Raw genomic sequence first — 15,211 nt, forward strand, 5'->3', positions numbered from 1 at the left:
GCAAAAGGCCAGGTCCGTCAGCCCACCCGCAAGACCACGGCGAAGGTCATCACCTTGCACCCGGCAGTACTTCACTGACTCAAGCAACGGCATTGGCCGGGAACGTCGAAATGGAACAAGATCGAGCACCGACTCTTCTCCCAGATCAGCATCAACTGGCGTGGCAGGCCCCTGACCAGCCACGAAGTCGTGGTCAGTACTATCGGCGCGACTCGCACCCGGACCGGACTGACCGTCTACGCCGAACTCGATCCCGGCTCCTACCCCACTGGTATCACCGTCCCCGATGACGTCATGGAACGTCTCCCCCTCACCCCGCACGACTGGCACGGCACCTGGAACTACACCCTGCGGCCCGAACCCCTCGCCCCGCCGCCCCCGGCCCGGCCCGCCGAGTTCGGACGCTTCCCCGCCGGTGACAAACTCCCCACCTGGCTGCGACACCCCAGCCTCACCGGGCTGGAACCCCCGGCCTTCGACGACCTCGTCACCCGCTACCGCGACTACTGCACCCAGCACCCGCCCGTCCTGCTCCCGGGGAAACGTCCCGACGGCGGCCCCGGCGCCGGCACCCGACGGCTATCCGTAGCCGACCACGTCCTCGTCTTCCTCCTCAAGAAGCGCTGGTCCATGACGCAGGCACCGCTCGCCGAGGCGACCGGCCTGTCCAAAGGCAGAGTCGGCGCCACCCTCCGCGACGCCATCCCCGTCTTCGCCGCACTCGGCCACACCGTCCCCACGGGCGGCCTCACCGTGACCTCCGCAGACCAACTCGCCGCGATCGCCGGCCACACCCCACACGATCAGTAAACCGAGGAGTTATTTTTCGACAGCCCCCAGGGCCCCGGCGTTCGGTCCGGATGTCCCGGTTCATGGTGATCATGTGAGGCCGTAGAGGGTGAGGACAGCGAAGCTGCCGGACCAGTGCCACGTAGACGTGTTCTGTTTCTTCCGCAAGCCCGAGCACGCCAAATTCCATACCTCCTGCCAATTTCTGTGGCAGCTTCCGGCCACAGGGCAGAGATTCGCCAGCCTCGTAATCTTGTGTTTCGTTGGTCGCGGTTGACATCTTTCACGTTCAAGCTGGCGCTGTCCTCAGCACGTTCGAGCGGGCAGCGCCTTCCGGTGTGGATCCGTGCTCGCGGATCCGCTCCTTGAGAAAGGTGTCCCATGACGTATGCCCATACGCGCGGTAGACGGCTTGGTGCCGTCGGTGTCGCGCTTGTGGCCATCACTGCGGCCGTAGCGATACCCGCGGCCGCGATGCCCTTGAGATCCCCCGGATCCGGCTCTGCGGCCACTGATTCCGGCCAGTCGCCGGCCGTCAAGACGCCGCTTGGCAGCAGCTCATCAGTGTCACATCTGCCGAAGCAGCGGCAGGGGGTGGTTCCGGGCCAGGTTCTGCTGACCTTGGACGCGAACACCTCGGTGACCGGAGGTGCGCTGGCAGGTAACCGGATGGCGGCCCGCGTTCCCCAGACCAGCAACGTCGCGCTGAACAAGGCGCTGCACGCGGCGGGCGCCACATCGCTGCTGCCGGCCCTGCCCTCGCTGCCGCAGGCGTCCGCCTCCTCGTCCGCCACGCCGCGCCTGCGATCCGGCGTCTCCGGCGTGCCCCGGGCGTACGTGGTCCACATGAAGGACCGGGATTCGGCGGCGGTCGCCCGCACCCTCGAGGGAACGTCCGGAGTCGCCTTCGCTGAACCGAATCGCTATGTGAACACGATGAACACAGGGGCGCAGCCGCTGTCTTTGAGGGCGGTGCGAGCCGCTGCCGCTGCCGCTACGGCGGCAGCCAAGACCCCTTCAGCGTCGACGGGTGCGATACCGACCAATTACGATCTGGCCTATTCCGCCCAGTCGCTGCTCAACGCCGGCGGGGTCAACGCGGTGGGCGCCTTCTCCACCCTGAAGCGCAAGTTCGGGCAGATGCCTGGAGCCGGCGAGATCATCACCAATGTGTCGCTCGGCGACCTGATCGACGAGTCGATGGCGAACGACAGCGACCATTACGCGCAGGGCGCCGGGGCCACCACGGTGCTGCGGAATGGACAGCGCTACCTCGATCTGCCGTCGATGCCGCTGATTCCCACTTACGTTGCCGACGAGAACGGCAGCTTGAGCGGTACCGCGACCGTGGAGAACGAGGACGCCAGTCTGGGCGAGGTCATGCTGGACTTCGGGGTGATGGCCCCGCTGCCGCACGACCGTCAGCGTCCCGGCCGGACCGGCAGCGGTTACACGGACTTGCTGGGTATAGCCCCAGGAGCCAAGTACCGGCTCGTGGTTCCCCAGCGGCCGACGACCGACCAGATAGCGGGCGCTTTGCTGGCAGCGGCCAACCAGTCGCCCCGGCCGAACGTCATCACCGCCAGCCTCGGCGTCGGCACCGATGCGGTGGGTTTCCCGGGGCGCTACTTCGAGGATGACCCGGTCATCCACAACGTCGTCGAGTACATCGTCCACCAGTACGGCATCGTGGTGTCGATCTCCTCCAACGACGGCACCCGCATGTACACCAGAGCGGCGGTCGGCCCGGACGGCGGAAGCACACCCACGGACACCGCCCGCGACGCCGCCGAGGCCACGTCCATCGACGACGACGCGATGTCCACGACGCCCACGAAGGTCCTCGACTCGGGCGCCATCGCTGCCGGCGGCACCACGTTGGACGACACGCTCGCCGCCCCGGCCGGCCGGTCCGCCAACGGCACCGTCGCCGAGACCCGCATCAGCGGATTTGGGGTATTCTCGTCTGGTTTCGGCAGTCGCGTCGACCTGTCCGCTCCCAGCGACAACATCATCTCCTTCGAACACCCCGTTGCGACGCTCGGCACCCCGGCCGGGGGCCCCTCGGACGTCAACGTCGTCCTCAGCGGAGGCACGTCGGCGTCCGCGCCGGAGATCGCGGCGGCGGCCGCGGTGGTGCTGCAGGCCTCCCGCCTGGCCGGACACCACCTGACACCCGCGCAGGTCCGTACCCTGTTGGAGAGCACCGCACGCCCGGTCTCCAGCCCGGCGCAGATCGACCGGCCCCTGCATGTGGGACCGCAGATCGACGTCACCGCCGCTACCGAGAAGGCCCTGGGAAGCAAGAGCGGCAGCTCTGCCGGCCCTGCCATCGTCCGGCTTGCGGTCGCACACCGGGTCACGTTCGGCGCACTCGGCGGCCGCTTCACGGAGGGGACCTACCAGAACCGCATCGATCTCGGCGACATGGCCTCCGGTGGCAACGGTGAGGGCCTGGTCGGCCCGGTCACTTTCGCCGGCGATGTCACAGGAGTGCCGAGCGGAGCGGGGGCGCAGTACACGCTCACCGTCGGCTCCACGGTGTGGCGGTCCAACCATCCGGCGATTCGGGTGACGCCGAAGCAACTGCTCGCCGCGGCACACCTGCTCGTGGTCTCCACCCGGGATCGCACCATCCAGCTCGACTACCGCGTCCTGCTCCACGGACGGGTGCGGGCCGGCGTGCACCGCACCTTGGCCATCGGACCCAGCGACGGCCGCTACCTCGAGGCCACCGCACCCCGAGCCCCGGCCGTCGTCTCGGCAGGCCAGGCGGTCACGGTGCACTACGACCTGACCGGCGTCACCAACCTCAGCAACCCCCAGCTCGTGCTCTCGACCGTGGGCCACTGGAACCCGCTCCTCGCACCCACCTTCACCGCCGCGTGGCACCAGGATCTGAAGGCCACTACCGGGACCGTCACCATTCCCGCGAGCGCGTTCGACGGGGGTGGCGGGATCTACGGCATCGGCATCTCCCAGATCACGAACAACCCGAGCCTTCCCTCCCTCAACACCTACGGAGAGTTCGCCCCGATCCGGATCAAGGGCAGCTCCGCGGCCGACCGCCCGGCCGCACCGCTGATCACCGGCGCGAGCGGGCCGGCGGGACACAGCTCCGAGGTCAACCGTGCCAAGCCTGCCTTCAGCCTGGGCTACGACGTGCGCGACGTGCCCGGAGCGGCGTCGGCACAGGTGGAGTTCTCCGCACCCGCTCCGGCGCTCAGCGGATTCAACACCTTCACCAACGCCAACGGGACGAAGCTGGACGATGACGGCGTGGACACCCCCTCCGCCGCCCATCACAAGCTGCCCGCCACCTCTGGCACAGTACGCCTCGACGCGCTGAAACTCGGCCTGAGAACCTCCGAGTTCTACAACGTACGAGTGCTCGCCCTCGACAGCCGGGGCCGCGTCCTCGGCCAGGCCTCGCCGACGTCCATGCTGCAGGTCGATGACGGACTCGCACCCGACGACAGCACCGTGACCAGCTTCGCCATTGCCGGCACGGACTCCCTGGCCGCCCTGCGCATGCCATCGGGAGGGTCGGTGGTACGGCACTACGACCCCACCACCGGCACCTACGGCACTCTCCTGACCAGCGACGCCCCCAACTCGGTCTACGGCGTGCTCGGCGTGATACCCGCCACGCACCACGCCCTGCTCGTCCACCAGGAGGATGCCTGGGACGGCGGCGGTGTGTCGCTGGAGACCTGGAACACCGCCACGGACACCCTGGTCAGCGATGTGACGGTGCCCACCGGCTACACGTTTGTGACCGGAAAGGTCGACCCCGCCCGGAACCGGGCCGCCGTGCTACTCAGGGGCTCGACACAGGGCGCTGGCGCACTGCTGCCCATCGATCTGTCCACCGGGACCGGCGCATCACTGATCCCGCTGCCGGACGCGGCCGGACTGTTCCCGTGGCAATTGATCGACATCGATTCCACCACCGGTGATGTCAGCCTGATGTCGACTCGCACCGCCGGCGGCTGCACCGGGAATGCAGACGTGCCCCGGGTGGATCTGGGCACCGGGACCGTGACGAGTGCGGGGTCCGCCTCCCGGTGCACCCAAGATCTCGCCTCCGACAGCGCCGGCACCCTGTATGGACTGACCGCACGCTCGGCGAATCGCGCGATCGCGCCCACCAGCACCCTCACCACGATCGTCGGTGACGACCAGACCAGCAGGCAGATCCCCATCCGGACCGGTACGGCCAACTCACTGGCGATCGACAGCACGAACCATCTCGCGGTGGCCGGTTTCGACCTGCCGGAGGGGATCCCCAGCGGCCATCAGCAGGGATGGATCGCGGACAACAACGCTACCGCCCAGATGCAGGTCACCGATCTCACGACCGGTCAGCCGGTACGGACTTTGTCCGGCTTCAGTCAGGCGGCAGCAGCGTCGAGCGATCTGCTGCAGTACATGCCGCGCCTCGTGCAGCTGGACCCGGCAACACGTACGGGATGGACCTTCGGGCCGTATGACGCCCAGATCCAGCAATTCTCCTACTGACGAAGGCAATGACATGACCGACGGCCCGCGGGCCATCGGCTGACAGCGGGGCGGGGAGCGGTCAACCGCTCCCCGCCCCATCCGTGCCCCATCATGACGATCGGCGCCGGCAGGTGGGCATTCGCGATGCCCTGACGCGGGCGGTGCCCATTGCAGAGCTGCTCGAAATCGCGCAGGGCAGCATGAGGTCGTCCCCGAGCGTCGTCGTCACGACGGTCAGTCTCTTCGATTCAGGTTCGTGCGCCGCACACTGCTCTTGAAACACCCGAGTTCGTCCATGCCCCCGCCAAGTCACCTACCTCGCAGCCTGGTTCGGAGCCGACGGAGCCCCTACTCCACAGTATGAGTCCCCTCGTTTCCCATGAAAGAGGTCGCGACTCGGCTTCACGGGACAGCTCGTCGGGGTTGACCTCCACCTGACGAAGCCGCTGCGGGCCGCCGCCCTCCGTGGCACCCGCTGCCCCGGAGGCGTGAACTGCGATGTGCCGGTTTGGTATCAGTGGGGTGGGTGTCAGTGCCGCCGTGCACCTCGCGCAGCGCCCGCTGCGACAGCTTCGGTGACGGCGGCGTCCCCCGAATGCAGACGAACACGGCCCTTGTGGATCATGAAGGTGTCTACGCCTCAGGATCTGCAAGGTTGCCGTGTTCGTTCCACCATCATCCCCCATCACTGTTCCGTCCCGTGTCCCGACCCCGCCCCGAAGCTCGGATGAAGTGCGGGACTTGTTCGCCGAGTTGGCGCGGGTTCCTGAGCCCCGCGCACGGCAGGGCAGGCGGTTCACTCTGCCGTCCTTGCTGGCCTTGTCGATCTGCGCGATGACACCGGCCGGGAACGACTCGCTCACGGACGTGGCGGAGGGGTGCCAGCACGCCACTGCCCCGGAACTGGCCGCCTTCGGCTTGCCCTACGACCTGCTGCTCGATGGTTTCCGCGTCCCGAGCGAGAAGACGCTCCGCCGCGTGCTGGGCCTGCTCGATCCGGCCCAGGTCAGCGCGGCCGGCTTCGCCTACCTGCGCCCGTCGTTGGAAAACGCCGCACGACAAGCACCCACCAGGCGCACGCCCGATGGACTGATCGAGCGGGAACAACGCCGTGCTCACCGCCAAGCCGAGCAGGCCGCCCAAGCGCCCGCAGCCCGGCGACGGGCGGTGGCGGTGGACGGCAAGTGCCTGCGTGGCGCCCGGCAACCGGACGGCAGCCGCGTCTTCGTGTTGTCCGCCGTCCGGCACGGCGACGGCATCACCCTGGCCTCCCGTGAGATCGGCGCGAAGACCAACGAAATCCCCGAGTTCCAGCCCATGCTGGACCAGATCGACGATGCCGACCTCAAGGACGACGTGATCACCGTGGACGCCCTGCACGCCCAGCGCGCCCATGCCACCTACCTCGTCGAACAGCGCAGCGCCCACTACCTGTTCACCATCAAGGCCAACCGGAAGAAGCTCGCCCAGCAGCTGCAGAATCTGCCCTGGAAGGCCATCCCCGTCATCCACCGTGACAACAGCGCCGGCCACGGCCGCCGTGAACAGCGCCACGTCCAGGTCGTCACCGTCAACAACCTGCTCTTCCCGCATGCCCGCCAGGTCCTGCGCATCCAGCGCAAACGCCGCACGGCCGGCATGAAACGGTGGCGCACCGAGACCGTGTACGCGATCACCGACCTGCCCGTCGAGCAGGCCACCGCGGCCGAGATCGCCTCCCAGGCACGCGGGCACTGGACCGTGGAGAACACCGTCCACTGGGTCCGTGATGTTGTCTTCGGAGAAGATCTCTCCCAGATCCGCACCCGCAACACCCCCGCTGTCCTTGCCGCCTTGCGGGACCTGATCCGCGGCGCGCTCACCCTTGCCGGCTACGTCAACATCGCCTCCGCCAGGCGTGCTCACGCCGACCGGCACCGTGTCCTCAACCTCTACGGACTCACATGATCACCACGAACCCGGACACCCGGACCGAACGCCGGGGCCCTGGTCTGACGACCGTCCCCCGCGACTTCACGGTGGCCGGGGGCCGTTTCGCTCCCGGCCATCTGGGCGAGCTGCCTAGGTCCTGGCGTTCGATCTGGTCGACGCGGTCCTGGAAGAGGCGAGGAGTGTGCAGCGCTGGCCGCGGGCCCCGCCTTCATGGGTCGGGGTCTACTTCATGCTCGCGATGTGCCTGTTCCCGGCGGTCGGCTGCCTGCTGGTCTGACAGAAGCTAACGGCGAGACTCGTGGGCGGGACGGGGCTGAAGCCTGCCAAAGCCCGCCGAGGCGCACAGGATAAACCGCTCGATCGGCTGGCGGTCCGCGCGAATGTCCATCCGAGGGACCGTCAGCTGGCTACACTCACAATCACGCATCTGACCAGCGAAATAGCGAAGCGCTACTGGAGTACTAGAGCCAACCGCGGGCGTGGGCGCTGCGGCCCAACTGGAACCGAGTGTTGACCCCCAGTTCTTCCATCAATGCGCGAATGCGGCGTTGCGTGGTTCGAGCGGACCAGCCGAGCGAACGTGCAATCCCTTCGTCGGTGAGTCCGGAGTTGAGAAGTGCGAGCAATGCCCTAGCTTCGTCATGATGCGATTCCTCAGACTCATTGGAGCAGACCGGCGTTCCGCGCTCCCACTCATCCTCAAAGAGTGTAATTAGTGCATCAAGCAAGGATGAGGGATGAACGATATATGCGGCATCAATAACATGTTTGCTGGAACTGATAGATATGACCGCCAAACGTTCGTCGGCGAGGAACATTTTCACGGGCAAGTACGGCCTCACTCGGGCCAATTCGCCTTGGCGCACCGATTGGAGCACGTCGGACTGCAGTCGCCCCGGCCAGGAAATGGCCTCTCTTGTGTAGATGACTCGATAGCGGATTCCTTCGCGAAGGCGCCGACGCTCGCTTTCCAGGTTGTGACCGGGAGGAATGGCGTACGGTGGTTTGTCGAATACTCGAACCTGATGCCGAGAGTTGTTCTGGATCTGCATGACTCGTTGAGTTACGCTGTCTTGACCCAAAAGAACTTCGAGGGACTGGTCGGGGAGAATGTAGCGGGAGGCAGCCCTGTGGGCCTCCATAAGATTTTGTGCGGCTTCTCGTGCTTTCCAGAGATCCGATTCGATGGCCGCGATCCGGCTGCCGACTGCAGCATCGGGGGGAGCGGCGAGAAATTTTATCGGGCGCCCAGGGAGCCTGCTGACCATCCCCTCTCCGGAGAGGTTCGCAAGGGCTCTCCTGGTCTGGCATTGTGACAGTCCGGTCGCCTCAGCCAGTTGATCAATGTCAGCTTTGGGGTGGTTGACCACCGCCACGTACACGGTGCTGTCGGCGGGCGAGAGCCCAAGAGCTTCAAACAAGCTGTCTACCAACCCTGGTCGTCGAGGTTCAAGTGCCTGCGGGCGTGGATCGCCGCCACTCAGTCTGGCAGCCCTTCGCCAACTGGCAATTATCCGTCTCTTGGCGAGGTTGCGTCACAGATCCTTTGGTAAGCCCACTAGCCTGACGGAGACTGATCTTGTTCTCCCCGAGACGGGCTGGGGGTCTGCGCTGCTTCACCGGACTCGTCCGTCGGTTGGCAAGCAGTGGACTGACTCGGGGGAGACCCATGATGATCGCGGGCTCAAGAACCGGCCGAGCGAGGATGTGCGGCCCGTATCGCAGCGGCATCCAGCAGCGCGCTCTTTCCCACCCCCCGGGGCGCCGCGCAGCAGAAGGCCAGGGCCGCTCCGATCAGGTGTGACGAACAGCGGATCCATCAGTTCCAACTCGGCCGAGCGCCCAGCCAGGTCCACTCCGGGCCGTGCCGTTACAACCCGCTCAGCATGATGGTGTTCGCCGGAAAAGCTCTGCTGGAATTGCAAGGACGACTTCCCTTTAATGCTCGTTCGATTTGCGACAACCAAGGCCCGGCTCGTAACCGGCCCCGCCGCGGCCCCGCCGCCTGGTGACGACGTCGGCGATGCCGGCGCTCACCTTCCCCACGGTTCTCGTGGACGGTCGACCCGTGGCCCGTACGGACGTCGACCGTCTCGTCTTTGAGACGTCCACGTCCCCGGCCCCTGCCACAGCGGAGCAGGAGCGAGTTTTGCTTCTCCCCGCGGTGCTGGCGGACAAGCGTAGCCATGCAACATGCCAGGCCTCCACGGCAAGGAAAGTCAGGAGGCGTTGTCACTGAATGAATCAGCCTGCGGCACGTTCACTGCCCACGAACAGCACAGGCATGAAGACATAAAGCGGTATGTTCGCAGGTGTATTGCAGGCGTGTAGTCCCAATATGGCCGAACGCCCGCCTTACGTCGAGGAAGATCATCACCGATGCGGCGGACGGCGTCCATGTTGCCGACCACAGCAATCGACCCAGATGACAGTGGCCGGGAACAGCGGTCGCCGCGACGATCCTGCAGCCTCCACGGCGGTGTACCCAGCGGAGCGCCCACGACGGGCTCAGCCACAGCGCGGCAGCAGCCGGCACCCCCTCAGCCCATCTCTCGGCGGTGGTCCGCTCACACTGTCGCATCCGTGACGGCGGCGGTACGGCGCTCGTCCCCCGCCGGCCTTTCGGCTCGGCGACGTCGCCCGGCCCGGACGCCACCCCTCCGCAGCCAGCCTGGCTTGACAGCACTATGGCCATGGCCGCAGACGGCTGCGCTCGTGCCACGTAGACCGCCCGGCGATGCCGCCGTGCTGACCGTCCGGGCTGTGCGGGCATTCTCGTCTTGCCTGCTGCACGTGGCGCGCCGCCGGACGCGGGCAGCCGGGGCGGAGACAGGAGGCAGGCCGCGCCGCAGAGGCGGCGCGCGCCCGCGCCGTGCGCGGGCCTTGATTGCCTCTGGTGTTCCGCCGCGCAGCGTGCAGGCCCGCATGCGCCACGGCACGCTCGCCGAGACGCTGGACACGTACGGCTTCGCCCTGGAGGTGGATTGGGAGAACGCCCCGGCCTCCTTCGAGGAGCTGTACGGCATCCCGGCCCCGCCTGGCCTCCCGGAGGGTGCCCTCGTGCCACGGGCCGAGCGGATACGACGCGGCTCAGCCCCGTCGGTACCAAACGAGTAGTTCAAGCACCGCCGAAGGCAAAGACAGCATTCGCCGAGAACTGAAGGAGGTAGCAGTACCGTGATTACCAGGCCGATAGCTCACATCCACGCCGAGACAACCCCGGTTCTGGTGGGTGTGCACGCGATGTGCACGGCTTTTGGTCATGCGGAGCATTCGCGCAGCTCAGAGGCCATCTTCTCAAATCTCGTGACTGTCCCCGGCGTACAGCCCGACTCGTCTGCCTTCTGGGCTCTGAACAGGTCTTATGGCCTGGTCGGGGCCTTTTCCCGTGCGGAGGCAGTGAGTACAGGGCGGGGAAGACCGATCTCCGCCCACACGATCTTGCCGGACGGCGGCCATGGCTCAGAGCCCCACCGGGCAGTCAGGGCGTCGACGAGGAGCAGCCCGCGCCCCGTCTCGTCGGTGGGACTCGCGGTACGACGGGCCAGGGGCCGGCGGTCGCCTCGTGGATCGGCCACTTCGATACGGAGCGTGTCCGAGTCCCCGACAGTGAGCGTGAGCCGGAACCCGCGCCCCTTCACGCGCCCGTGCGCAACAGCGTTCGCCGCCAACTCGGCGACGACCAGCGCCGCGGACTCGCTCACCTCGCAGATGGGCGGCCATCCCCACTCGTCGAGTTGCTGCACAGCCAGCAGCCGCGCCAGGCGGGCGCCGCGAGGCGTGGCGCTGAGGAGTTGACTGAAGTGCCGGGTGGAGATTTCTGACTTCATGTCACTGAGCGTGGCCGCCTCGCTCTACTCTGACCAGGGAATCCTTCGGTACGCAGAGTGTGTGTACCGGTACGGACGGTGTCCTGTACGGGGTGTCGGCCGTGACCTGGTGGGGCCTGGACGGCAGGGCGGGTGTTGCGATGACGGTGACGGAGCCGCAGGAGACGTACGACGAGGGTGAGCAGTCCAGCGACCTGAACCGTGCGATTGGCAAGCAGGTCAAGGTACTTCGGGACGGGCCGGGCTCACGCAGAAGGAGCTGGGGGACCGGCTTGGCTACAGCGAGGGTCTGGTCTCGTCGCTGGAGCGGGGGAGGCGGACTCCGCAGCGGGAGTTCCTGGAGGCGGCGGATGAACTGCTCGTTGCTGGCGGGTTGTTGACGGCCACGATCGAGGACGTGGAGAAGGCCAAGGCGCGAGCGAGGGTGAGGCATCCGGCTTGGTTCAGAGATTACGCGCGGTTGGAGCGGGACACGGTTGAGATCAACTTCTACAACAACCATGATGTTCCCGGCCTGCTGCAGACCCAGCGTCGGACCCGTGCCCTCTATGAGATGCGTAAGCCGCTTCTGAGCGAGGACATCATCGAGCAGCGGGTGGCCTCCCGGATGGACCGGCAGGAGATCCTGACGCGTTGGCCTTTTCCCATGGTGACGGCAGTCATCGAGGAAGTGGTACTGCGACGACCCATCGGTGGTCTGGATGTCCACAAGGGGCAGTTGGAGCAGCTGATCAAGCTCGGTCGACTGCGCAACGTGGAGCTTCAGGTGATGCCGACGGAGCGGGTGGAGCATGCCGGAATGGGTGGCGCGTTCGTCCTCCTCACCCTCAGGGGGAAGACGCAGGTGGGATACACCGAGGCGCAGAACAGCAGCCGACTGATCACGGACGCCGAGGAAGTACGTATCCTGGCCGCACGGTACGGCAGCATCAGGGCCCAGGCGCTCACGCCAAGGGAGTCCTTGGACCTGATGGAGGATTTGCTGGGGGATCGATGAACACCGCGGAATGCGCGTGCCTCGCCTGGTTCAAGAGCACCTACAGCGGTAACGAGGGCGGCGAATGCCTCGAGGTCGCTGCAACGCCCGGCACCATCCACGTTCGCGACTCCAAGGATCCCGCCCGCGACCCCCTCGCCTTCCGGAGCTCGGAGTGGGCCGCGTTCGTGGACTTCGCGGCAGGACTCTGATGCATAACGCGGGCTATGAACGAGCAGTTCGTAGCCCCTCTGTATGCCGACAGGTCAGCCGAGTACCAACAGTTGGGGCACCCCTTGACTTCCGTCGCGCGGCAGGGGACGCGGTCACGGCCTCCGGAGCCGTTGCACTACAGCAGCGAAGTACGGCAGCCACCGCAAGGCCACGCGAGCTTCAGTTGCTTGGCGTCAGCCCCCGAGCGGCCGATATGACGGACCGCTGAGCGTGACAGTGTCGGAGCGGGGGTCGCTCATGTGCATCCGGCGTCGTTTTTCGGCCGCAGGCCCGGCTCGCGGACCATCGCGGTGATCTCGGCGGCGGCACGCTCAGCACGGCCTGGGCGGCGCAGCCGTCGCTCCAGCGGCGGGAAGCCGACACTGCCGACGGGGGCGTCGTCGACATCGGTGCGGCAACGGACGATCAGCTCACCTTCGGGGGTGTAGACAGCGCCGATGACATCCGCCCACGGGAGGTGGGCAGTACGCCACAGGCCGCGAACGTGCAGTCCCTTGGAGTCGGCGGTGATCCGCCAGATCATCATCCGGAGGCAGACGCTCACCCAGTACAAACCACCTACCGACCAGAAGGGCAGCTGCCACCACGTAGGGGAACCCGTGAAGAGCGGCCCCAGCAGCATGATGGTCACGACGATCAACGCCGCTCCGACGGAGCGCGCCACCGGACCTGCCTGCCACCGGACCGGTCCGGTAGCAGGGGTCATCGCGGCGAGGGCGTTTTGGACGTGGGCCTCAGCGGCCCGGCGGTGTGCGGCCGTGCGTGCTGTGCCGGGACGGTATACCCCGGGCTTGCCCATGCCGTCGGGAGAACCGTGCCGTATCGGGGACACGGTCCCCTCGACGAGCCACTGCCCCGACTCCGTTGCGCTCGCCAGAATCAACTCACCGCCCTCGCGAGGTGCACCGTAGAGCAAGGCTTGGCGCAGCGCCGTGCGGGTGCGGGTGTGGGGCTCGTAGCTCAGCACCGGACGCAGGGTGGTGGTGTCGTCGGCGGCGAATATCTCCGTACGCCCCTGATCGTGACGGGTCAGGACGCGCAGTACCGGGACCGGGGCGCGGTGCAGCGCCACCGCCCGGCGGCGGGAGAGCAGGCCCGAGCCGAGCACGGTGACACCGAGCCCGGCGAGGACGAGTGCCAGCGCCTGACGGCCGGTGCGGTCGCCGTAGGGCTCAGTGGCGAGCCGCATCCAATCGCCGTGCATCAGCACCGGCACGCTACTGCCGACCCGATAGCTGCCCTGCGCGTCGAACCTGTGTCGTGTGTTATCGGAGAGGCGGACGGTGACGGTGTAGTCGTCAGTGTTGTAGGCCACGACTCGGGCGTTCTCCGACGTGGCCGTACGAGCCAGGCGGTCGTCTGCCCGGTCGTCCACGACGACGGTCGTGATCAGGGCACCGGCCACCGCGCACAGGATCGCCCCCGCAATGCCGCGGACCAGGCCCCGGCGCCAAGGGCGGACGTCGTCCGTCGCCGGGGCAGGCACCGTGATGCCGCCGGCCGCGTCGAGCACGAGCGAGCGTTGGCGGCCGCGCGCCCGCAGCCGCGCCACGACGGCCGCCCAGCCCCAGCACAGCGCCGCCACAACGACGGCGTCCGCGATCTTCTCGGCCGGCCCACCCAGCCAAATATCGGGATTGCTCATCCAGATCAGCAGCAACGGAGCGGACACGAGCGCGAGTTCCGGTAGCACAAACAACCACACCAGGTGCGGCAGGAAGAGCATCGATCCGGCCGCATCGAGCCAGTCCGCCCCACAGGGCGCTGCCACCGTGCACATCGAGTCGGGCGAGAACATCACCGCCGCCATGACCACCGCCACCAGCAGCACCACAGCCGGCCCCACCGGCCGCGCCCACGCGGGCACCCGGACGTCCGCCCACCGCCTGGCATCGGCGGACACCCAGGGGCGAGCGGGAACATCCGCATACGGCACTGAACTCGTCGTCACCCGCGCATTATTCGTCACGGTTGTATGCCCCCTGCGCCTGGGGCCACCCCGAGTAGTACGCCCGGTGGCGAGCGCCGATCGATACTGCCGTTGGTCTCAATTCCGGTCTCATTCACTGACGGTCGCGAGTGTTCGCGACCGTTCGCCGCTCCCCTCCCAGCCCAGGTCGGAACGGCTCCCGGCCTGGGGCGAACAGACAATCACAGACTTTTTAAGCGCTTGGCCGCAGGTTCAGTCCTGCCGGCCGTCACCAGCAAAAACGCCCCAGAGGGGATATTCCTCCAGGACATTTCGTGTCTCTGGCGGTAACGGAGCAGTGACCGCACCAAACCAGCAGTAACTGTCGAGGGCGGCGCAGCGTGCCGTCAAGCTCCGATCCGTCATCCGTCTCGTTTCGCAGAGGCGATCACGGAGGAAACGACGGCGGTCACGACGAGGCTCCCCATCATGGCCATCCCCACGCCGACCATGAAGAGGCCGCTGGAGTCGTCCGACCAGTCGTACTAGGCAGCAACGGTGAGGCCAGCCGTGGTGCCGAGCACAGCGCCTGCGGGCCCGCATCCGAGCGTGCGGTCCCTCTCGCGACTCTCCGCTGTCCCACCTGTCCGGCTGTCCGGTTATGCCTTTCACCTGCATAAACGGCCCGGACAGCTCGCAGTGCTGGTGTCCGGGCTGTCCGGTCACAGACGGGCTGCAACACTCGGGGTGTTGCAGCCCGTCGGCGAAGCCGACCACTCAACAGGCGCAGGAGCCGGAGGCGACTTCCCATCTGCTCTGGCTCACGAGACGCAAACCGCAGGACGCGAAACTGCCCCTACCGGATCAAGGCCCGCGCACAGCGCGGGCGCGCGCCGCCTCTGCGGCGCGGCCTGCCTGTCTGTCTCCGCCCCGCTCCAGCCCGGCCGGCGCCCGTGCCACGCGTACAGCAATCAGCCACCTGACACCAGAGAAGGGGTACGGTCGGCTCCACGGGATTAGGCAGCCACTTTGGCGCGA

10 protein-coding genes and 2 pseudogenes are annotated in these 15,211 nt (G+C 67.1%); 8 read left to right on the forward strand and 4 right to left on the reverse strand.

Features of this window, described 5'->3' with window-relative positions:
• The coding region (locus ACFYXB_RS27810; protein WP_389586953.1) for a hypothetical protein at positions 1–183 on the reverse strand (183 nt) is incomplete at its 3' end.
• Between ACFYXB_RS27810 and ACFYXB_RS27815 the strand changes: the two are divergent.
• The 4 genes and pseudogenes from ACFYXB_RS27815 to ACFYXB_RS27830 all read left to right on the forward strand — a co-directional run.
• Positions 97–810 (forward strand): annotated as a pseudogene (locus ACFYXB_RS27815) (ISAzo13 family transposase); the annotation flags it as partial. The gene ACFYXB_RS27810 and the pseudogene ACFYXB_RS27815 overlap by 87 nt on opposite strands.
• 543 nt (positions 811–1,353) lie before the next feature.
• Positions 1,354–5,310, forward strand: a complete 3,957-nt coding sequence (locus tag ACFYXB_RS27820; RefSeq protein ID WP_389586955.1) for a S8 family serine peptidase — start codon at positions 1,354–1,356, stop codon at positions 5,308–5,310.
• Positions 5,311–5,952: 642 nt separating this feature from the next.
• Entirely contained in the window at positions 5,953–7,239 is a 1,287-nt protein-coding gene (locus tag ACFYXB_RS27825; RefSeq protein ID WP_389586956.1) for an ISAs1 family transposase, read from the forward strand.
• Positions 7,240–7,405: 166 nt separating this feature from the next.
• Complete coding sequence (locus ACFYXB_RS27830) at positions 7,406–7,501, forward strand: hypothetical protein (RefSeq protein WP_389586958.1); 96 nt, start codon at positions 7,406–7,408, stop codon at positions 7,499–7,501.
• Between the two features lie 184 nt (positions 7,502–7,685).
• Here ACFYXB_RS27830 and ACFYXB_RS27835 read toward each other — a convergent pair whose 3' ends face one another.
• Positions 7,686–8,645, reverse strand: coding sequence for a helix-turn-helix domain-containing protein (locus tag ACFYXB_RS27835; RefSeq protein ID WP_389586960.1), 960 nt, complete (start codon positions 8,643–8,645; stop codon positions 7,686–7,688).
• Positions 8,646–8,787: 142 nt separating this feature from the next.
• Here ACFYXB_RS27835 and ACFYXB_RS27840 point away from each other — a divergent pair.
• Both ACFYXB_RS27840 and ACFYXB_RS27845 read left to right on the forward strand, forming a co-directional pair.
• Positions 8,788–8,943, forward strand: a pseudogene (locus tag ACFYXB_RS27840) (site-specific integrase); the annotation flags it as partial.
• A gap of 1,206 nt (positions 8,944–10,149) precedes the next feature.
• Entirely contained in the window at positions 10,150–10,341 is a 192-nt protein-coding gene (locus ACFYXB_RS27845; RefSeq protein ID WP_389586962.1) for a hypothetical protein, read from the forward strand.
• A gap of 245 nt (positions 10,342–10,586) precedes the next feature.
• Here the strand turns inward: ACFYXB_RS27845 and ACFYXB_RS27850 are convergent, their stop codons facing one another.
• Positions 10,587–11,054: an ATP-binding protein gene (locus tag ACFYXB_RS27850; RefSeq protein WP_389586964.1), complete on the reverse strand. Its 468-nt coding sequence runs from the start codon at positions 11,052–11,054 to the stop codon at positions 10,587–10,589.
• Positions 11,055–11,451: 397 nt separating this feature from the next.
• Between ACFYXB_RS27850 and ACFYXB_RS27855 the strand changes: the two genes are divergently transcribed.
• Complete coding sequence (locus tag ACFYXB_RS27855; RefSeq protein ID WP_389586966.1) at positions 11,452–12,051, forward strand: DUF5753 domain-containing protein; 600 nt, start codon at positions 11,452–11,454, stop codon at positions 12,049–12,051.
• Positions 12,048–12,242 carry a DUF397 domain-containing protein gene (locus ACFYXB_RS27860; RefSeq protein ID WP_389586967.1) on the forward strand — a complete coding sequence of 65 codons (195 nt, stop codon included), beginning with the start codon at positions 12,048–12,050 and terminating at the stop codon, positions 12,240–12,242. Before ACFYXB_RS27855 ends, ACFYXB_RS27860 begins: the two co-directional genes overlap by 4 nt.
• Before the next feature lie 257 nt (positions 12,243–12,499).
• On the opposite strand, the gene ACFYXB_RS27865 is transcribed toward ACFYXB_RS27860, so the two are convergent.
• Positions 12,500–14,215: a hypothetical protein gene (locus tag ACFYXB_RS27865; RefSeq protein WP_389586969.1), complete on the reverse strand. Its 1,716-nt coding sequence runs from the start codon at positions 14,213–14,215 to the stop codon at positions 12,500–12,502.
• Between the last annotated feature and the right edge of the window lie 996 nt (positions 14,216–15,211).

Origin of the sequence: Streptomyces sp. NPDC002619, from assembly GCF_042889305.1 — a bacterium.
In the GTDB taxonomy this organism is placed as follows: Bacteria; Actinomycetota; Actinomycetes; order Streptomycetales; family Streptomycetaceae; genus Streptomyces.